Source organism: Cellulomonas rhizosphaerae, from assembly GCF_003470205.1.
GTDB classification, from domain to species: Bacteria; Actinomycetota; Actinomycetes; order Actinomycetales; family Cellulomonadaceae; genus Cellulomonas; species Cellulomonas rhizosphaerae.
Genome location: NZ_QWKP01000089.1, coordinates 1 through 6,329 on the forward strand (window position 1 = coordinate 1; position 6,329 = coordinate 6,329).

At 71.2% G+C, this 6,329-nt stretch carries 6 protein-coding genes; 2 read left to right on the plus strand and 4 right to left on the minus strand.

The window, feature by feature from the left end; genetic code table 11:
- A partial coding sequence (locus tag D1825_RS01695) for an alpha-ketoacid dehydrogenase subunit beta (RefSeq protein ID WP_407643287.1) occupies positions 1–559 on the minus strand: 559 nt, incomplete at its 3' end.
- Between the two features lie 5 nt (positions 560–564).
- Complete coding sequence (gene pdhA / locus D1825_RS01700) at positions 565–1,698, minus strand: pyruvate dehydrogenase (acetyl-transferring) E1 component subunit alpha (RefSeq protein ID WP_118765770.1); 1,134 nt, start codon at positions 1,696–1,698, stop codon at positions 565–567.
- Positions 1,699–1,843: 145 nt separating this feature from the next.
- On the opposite strand from pdhA, the gene D1825_RS01705 reads away from it, so the two are divergent.
- Positions 1,844–2,608: a CoA transferase subunit A gene (locus D1825_RS01705; protein ID WP_118765771.1), complete on the plus strand. Its 765-nt coding sequence runs from the start codon at positions 1,844–1,846 to the stop codon at positions 2,606–2,608.
- Entirely contained in the window at positions 2,605–3,258 is a 654-nt protein-coding gene (locus D1825_RS01710; protein WP_118765772.1) for a 3-oxoacid CoA-transferase subunit B, read from the plus strand. The genes D1825_RS01705 and D1825_RS01710 overlap by 4 nt, the downstream gene beginning before the upstream one ends.
- Before the next feature lie 32 nt (positions 3,259–3,290).
- Here the strand turns inward: D1825_RS01710 and D1825_RS01715 are convergent, their stop codons facing one another.
- Positions 3,291–4,724: a glycoside hydrolase family 18 protein gene (locus D1825_RS01715; RefSeq protein WP_118765773.1), complete on the minus strand. Its 1,434-nt coding sequence runs from the start codon at positions 4,722–4,724 to the stop codon at positions 3,291–3,293.
- 576 nt (positions 4,725–5,300) lie between these two features.
- On the minus strand, positions 5,301–6,329 hold a 1,029-nt coding region (gene hutI / locus D1825_RS01720), incomplete at its 5' end, for an imidazolonepropionase (RefSeq protein WP_118765774.1).

Here is a 6,329-nt window from a genome sequence, read left to right on the forward strand (position 1 = left end):
CAAGGGCGAGGGCTTCGTCGACCTCGCCCTTGACCCAGTACCGACGCTTGGGCTCGAGGAACACGACGGGGTCGTCGCACGCGATCGCCTGCCGGATCATCGTGTGCGCGTCCTGCGGATTGGCGCAGGTGACCACGCGCAGGCCGGGCGTGTGCGTGAAGTACGCCTCGGGCGACTCGGAGTGGTGCTCGACCGCGCCGATCCCGCCGCCGTACGGGATGCGGACCGTGATGGGCATCCGGACCGCGCCCGCGGTCCGGTAGTGGATGCGGGCCACCTGCGTGACGAGCTGGTCGATCGCGGGGTAGACGAACCCGTCGAACTGGATCTCGACGACGGGCCGGAACCCGCGGTAGGCGAGCCCGACGGCGACGCCCATCATCCCGGCCTCGGCGAGCGGCGCGTCCATCACGCGGTCGGCCCCGAAGTCGCGCTGCAGGCCGTCGGTCACGCGGAATACTCCCCCGAGCCGGCCGATGTCCTCGCCGATCAGCACCACGGTCGGGTCGTCGTCGAGCGCGTGCCGGAGGCCGGAGTTGAGGGCCCCGACGAGGGTCATCGTGGTCACCGGTCCTCGCCGCCCTCGAACATCGCGAGGTACGCGGCGTGCTGACTGCGCTGGCGCTCGAGCGCGGCTGGACGCTCGACGAAGACGTCGTCGAACATGCTCAGCGGATCCGGGTCGGGCAGCGCGTAGCAGCCCTCGCGCATCGCGGCCGCGAACGCGTCGGCCTTCTGCGCGATCCGGCTCGCGCGCTCGTCGGACAACGCGCCGCGCGCCCGCAGGAGCCGCTCCAGGCGGGCGATCGGGTCCTTGGCCGCCCACGACGCCTCGTCGGCCGCGTCGACGTACCGCGTCGGGTCGTCGGACGTCGTGTGGGGGCCGATCCGGTACGTCACGGCCTCGATGAACGTGGGCCCGTCGCCGCGCCGCGCACGGTCGAGCGCGATGCGGGTGGCGGCCAGCACCGCGAGGACGTCGTTGCCGTCGACGCGGATGCTCGGGATGCCCATCCCCGGCGCGCGGTCGGCGATCGGGCGCCGCGCCTGCAGGCCCACGGGCTCGGAGATCGCCCACTGGTTGTTCTGGCAGAAGAAGATGACCGGCGCGGCCAGGCTCGCCGCGAAGACCATCGCCTCGTGCACGTCGCCCTTGCTGGTCGCGCCGTCGCCGAAGTACGCGACCGCGACCGAGTCGACGCCGTCCTTGGCGCACCCGAGCGCGTACCCGGTCGCGTGCAGCGACTGCGCGCCGACCATCACCTGCGGCGTCGCCATGCCGATGCTGCGCGGGTCCCAGCCCGTGAGGGCCGTGCCCCGCCAGACGCGCACGAGGTCGGTCGGCTGCGCGCCGCGGCAGTACGCGACGCCGTTCTCGCGGTAGCTGGTGAACACGAAGTCGTCGGTGCGCAGCGCACGGGCCGAGCCGACCTGCGCGGCCTCCTGGCCGAGCAGCGGCGGCCACAGGCCGATCTGCCCCTGCCGCTGGAGCGCGACGGCCTCGGTGTCGAAGCGGCGCACGACGACCATGTCCTCGTAGAGGTCGGTCAGCTGCTCGTCGTCCACGTCGGTGACCATCAGGTCGTAGACCGGATCTTCGTGGCGCACGCCGTCGGGCGTCACGAGCTGGACGAGATCGTCGGCGCTGGGGCCTGCGGCGGGCAGGGCGCGGCCGGGTGACACATCTGAACGCAACATGTTTCGCTCCGTCTGGGTGGCGGAGCCGTCGCTCTTGTGAAGCTAGGCCCCATTGCCTGATGTCCCGCCAAGGTATCCCCGTGCACCGCCTCGCGCGAGCCTCGACACGTCGGAGCACAATGACCTCGTCGACAAGGAGGCAGCGATGGACAAGGTCGTCCAGTCCGCCGTCGAGGCGGTAGCCGACATCCCCGACGGGGCGACCCTCGCGGTCGGTGGATTCGGCTTGTGCGGTATCCCGAGCGTGCTGATCCACGCTCTGCTCGACTCCGGGGCCACGGACCTGGAGGTCGTCAGCAACAACTGCGGCGTGGACGACTGGGGGCTCGGCCTGCTGCTGCAGGCCGGTCGCATCCGGCGCATCATCGCCTCGTACGTGGGCGAGAACAAGGAGTTCGCCCGGCAGTACCTGGCCGGCGAGCTCGAGGTCGAGCTCACCCCGCAGGGCACGTTGGCCGAGCGTCTTCGTGCAGGCGGGAGCGGGATCGCGGCGTTCTACACGCGCACCGGCGTGGGCACGCTCGTGGCGTCGGGCGGGCTGCCGTGGCGGTACGGCACCGACGGCTCGGTCGTCGTCGCGTCCCCGCCGAAACCGGTCGAGACGTTCACGGTGCGGGGCGTCGCGCACGAGTTCGTGCGCGAGCAGGCCATCACCGCGGACTACGCGCTCGTGCGCGCCGCGGCCGCCGACCGGCTGGGGAACCTCGTGTTCCACGCGTCGGCCCGCAACTTCAACCCGCTGTGCGCGGCCGCGGGCGCCGTGACGATCGCGGAGGTCGAGACCCTCGCCCCGGTCGGGTCCCTGGACCCCGACACGATCCACCTGCCGGGCATCTTCGTCGACCGGGTCGTCCCGCTGACGCCCGCCGAGGCGGAGGACAAGCGGATCGAGCGGAGGACGGTCTCATGAGCCTGACGCGCGAGGAGATGGCGATGCGCGCCGCGCTGGAGCTGGAGGACGGCTCGTACGTGAACCTCGGGATCGGCCTGCCGACGCTCGTGCCGAACTACGTGCCGCCCGGCGTCGAGCTCGTGCTGCAGTCGGAGAACGGAGTGCTGGGGACCGGGCCGTACCCGTCGTCGGCGGATGTGGACCCCGATCTCATCAACGCCGGCAAGGAGACGATCACGGTGGCGCCGGGCGCGTCGTTCTTCGACTCCGCGCTGTCGTTCGCGATGATCCGCGGCGGCAAGGTCGACGTCGCGATCCTCGGGGCGATGCAGGTCTCGTCGGGCGGGGACATCGCCAACTGGATGATCCCCGGGAAGATGGTCAAGGGCATGGGCGGCGCGATGGACCTGGTCCACGGCGCGCGCCGGATCGTCGTGCTGATGGAGCACGTGGCCCGCGACGGGTCGGCAAAGATCCTGCCCGCGTGCACGCTGCCCCTGACCGGCGTCGGGGTCGTCGACCGGATCATCACCGACCTCGCGGTGCTCGACGTGACGCCTGCCGGCCTCGTGCTGCGCGAGTGCGCGCCGGGGGTGTCGGTCGCCGATGTCGTCGCCGCGACCACCGAGGTGCCGCTGGTGGTCGAGCTGAGCGGGGCCGCCCCGTGACGGACGGCCCCGCTGCCGGCTCTACTTGAGCCCTACTTGAGGATCGGCGCCAGCGCGTTGATGAGCGCGTGGTCGTTCGAGTCCTGGCTGATCTCCCACGCCATCGCGCCCCGCAGGCCGAGCGCCTTGACGAGCTTGGTCCGCTCCCCGATCGACTTGGGGCTCGAGAACGCGATCAGGGTCGGCACGGTCGCCGCGCCCGTCGTGAGGTTCGGGTGCGACGCGGCGGGGTTGAACAGGTACGGCTCACCGGCGAGCGGGTTCCAGAACGCCTGGTAGCCCTTGCCCCCGACAGTGCCGGCCGAGTTCACGTACCCGCCCTCGTCGACCAGCGCGTGGTACGTCGGCTGCGGGGCGACGTCGACGACCAGCGAGTTGGAGTCCGTGCCCGTGTTGTCGAACGCCGAGTACAGCCCGTTGTTCTTCGTCGAGGTGCGCAGGTACTGCTGGCCGTAGAACGGCACACCCACGACGATCTTGTTCGCTGGCACGCCGTTGAGCAGGTAGTACGCGACGGTCCCGGTCGTGTTCCACGTGAGGTTCTTGGCGTTCGGGTCGCGCGGGTCGGGCGTGAACAGCGTGTTGTGCGACGCCTTCGGGCCGCTCGCGACGTTGTAGTCGTACGTCATCACGTTGTCCCAGTCGAAGTACTTCGAGATCGCCTTGAGCTCGAAGTACTTGTTCGCGCTCGTCGCTGCCGGGAGCGCCGCGGTGAGCAGGTAGTGCTTGCCGGTCGTCTTGCCGTACTCGTCGAGCTGCTTGCGGAACTCGGCGGCGAGCAGCGTCGCGTTGTGCCGGTCGGCGGGGCCGACGTTGACGTTGCCGTCGGCGACCTGCGTCGGGTACTCCCAGTCGATGTCGATGCCGTCGAAAAGCCCGGCCGCGGCTCCCTCTCCCCCGGCGTTCTCGGGCCAGCCGCCGCCCGGCAGGTTGCCCTTGATGAAGGTGTCGATGCACGACGAGACGAAGGACTTGCGCAGCTCAGGGGTCGAGGCGAGCGTCGAGAACCACGTCGACTTCGTCCAGCCGCCGAGCGAGATCTCGACCTTGAGGTGCGGGTTGGCCGCCTTGAGCTTCTGCAGCTGGTTGAAGTTGCCGAACAGGTGCTGGTCGGGGTTCGACGGGTTGTCGGCGACGCCGTCCACCGTGTTCTCCGGACCCCAGTACACCTGCTGGTAGTCGGCCCACGGGTCGAGCACGTCGCAGCTCGCGGCCCCGGTCGCCGGGTCGTACTTGGGGACGCCGAACGCGTACTGGATCACGTTGAGCTTGTCGACGGGGATGTCCTTGACGTAGTAGCCGCGACCGTAGACGTCCCAGTCGGCGAAGTAGGCGGTCACGACCTTCTTGGGGGCGTCCGGGTGCGGCTTCGACGGTGAAGCCTGCGCGGACTGCGGGACGACGAGGGCCGCGGCCGCAGCGAGTGCGACGGCGGCGATCATGGACGAACGACGGGGACGGGGCATGGGGGTCTCCCTGACGCTGAATTAGTAAGCATTCCTGCGTTATTGCAGTACCCCCACGATAGGTCCCGGTGTCCGAATCGTGTCAAGAGTCCGGTTCGTCGAGACTTGCCGACGAGTGGTGCCGGAACCGGGTCGCCCCGATGACCTCTCCGCGCCGATCGGGCTTGCGCCCTCGACTTGGGCTCGCCGTAGCGCATCGCCCCCCGGCCCCGGCGTTCTCGCCGTTCGTCACTGGGGCTCCGCCTGCGACGCGCGAACTGCGACCGACTGCAGCGCGACCGACCGCACGCTCGACATCGACGAGACCCCGGCTTGCGGGACGCTGGGGATCTCGGCCTGGTCCCCCGCTGCGCGGGCGACCTCACGCAGTGCCCGATAGACGAACTGGACGCGGAGCGTCCGAGGCCGTGACCGCTCAGGCCGCGAGGCGCCGCAGGAGCTCCGCGTGACGCTCGATTGACTCGTCGATCAGGCGCCGGCGCGCGGCGCGCTCCGCCTGATCGACATGCTCGTCCCGCTCGTCCATCGCGGTTCTCTCCCCTGAATGCGCTGTCAACACGAGCCTACGCAGGCTGTCTACAGCGAAACGCCCCGGGCGATCGGGACGCCCGGGCGGTAGGCGAGGTGGCGGTAGGTCGGGGAGTCGAGCACGGCCAGGTGGGCCCGCGCACCGACGCGCAGGTGGCCGATGTCGTCCCGGCGCAGGGCGTGCGCGCCGCCGAGCGTCGCCGCGCGCAGGGCCTCGGCGATCGTCATCCCCATCTCGCGGACCGCGAGCGCGATCATCAGCGGCATCGAGGTGGAGAAACACGTCCCGGGGTTGCAGTCGCTGGCCAACGCGACCTCGACGCCCGCATCCAGGAGCCTGCGCGCGTCCGGGTAGGGCGAGCGGGTCGAGAACTCGACGCCGGGCAGCAGGGTCGCGACCGTATCGGTGCCCGCGAGCGCGGCGATGTCCTCCTCGGTGAGGAACGTGCAGTGGTCGACGCTCGCGGCGCCGAGCTCGACGGCGAGCTGGACGCCGGGCCCGTGGCCGAGCTGGTTGCCGTGCACGCGCAACCCGAGGCCCGCCGATCGCGCGGCCTCCAGGACGGCGCGCGCCTCGTCGCCGTCGAAGGCAACCGGGCTCGCCGGTTCGCAGAAGACGTCGGCCCACCGCGCGTGGGGGGCACAGGCGGTCAGCATCTCCCCCGTCACCAGCTCGACGTAGGTGGCGCGGTCGATCCCCGCCGGGACGACGTGGGCGCCGAGGTACGTGGTCTCGTCGGTGACCTCGCGGGCCAGGCGGAGCAGGCGGACCTCGGTGTCGACGTCGAGGCCGTAGCCGCTCTTGATCTCGATCGTCGTGGTCCCCTGGGCGCGCGCCTCGTCGGCCAGGGCCCGCAGGCGGGCGCGCAGCTCGTCGTCGGAGGCGGCGCGAGTCGCCGCGACCGTCGTCGCGATGCCGCCGCCGGTGTAGGGCGTGCCGGCCATGCGGGCCTCGAACTCCGCGGAGCGGTCGCCCGCGAAGACGAGGTGGGTGTGGGAGTCGACGAAGCCGGGGACAACCGCTGCCCCGCGGACGTCGGTCCGACGGTCCGCCGCGGGCGCATCGGCGGAGGGCCC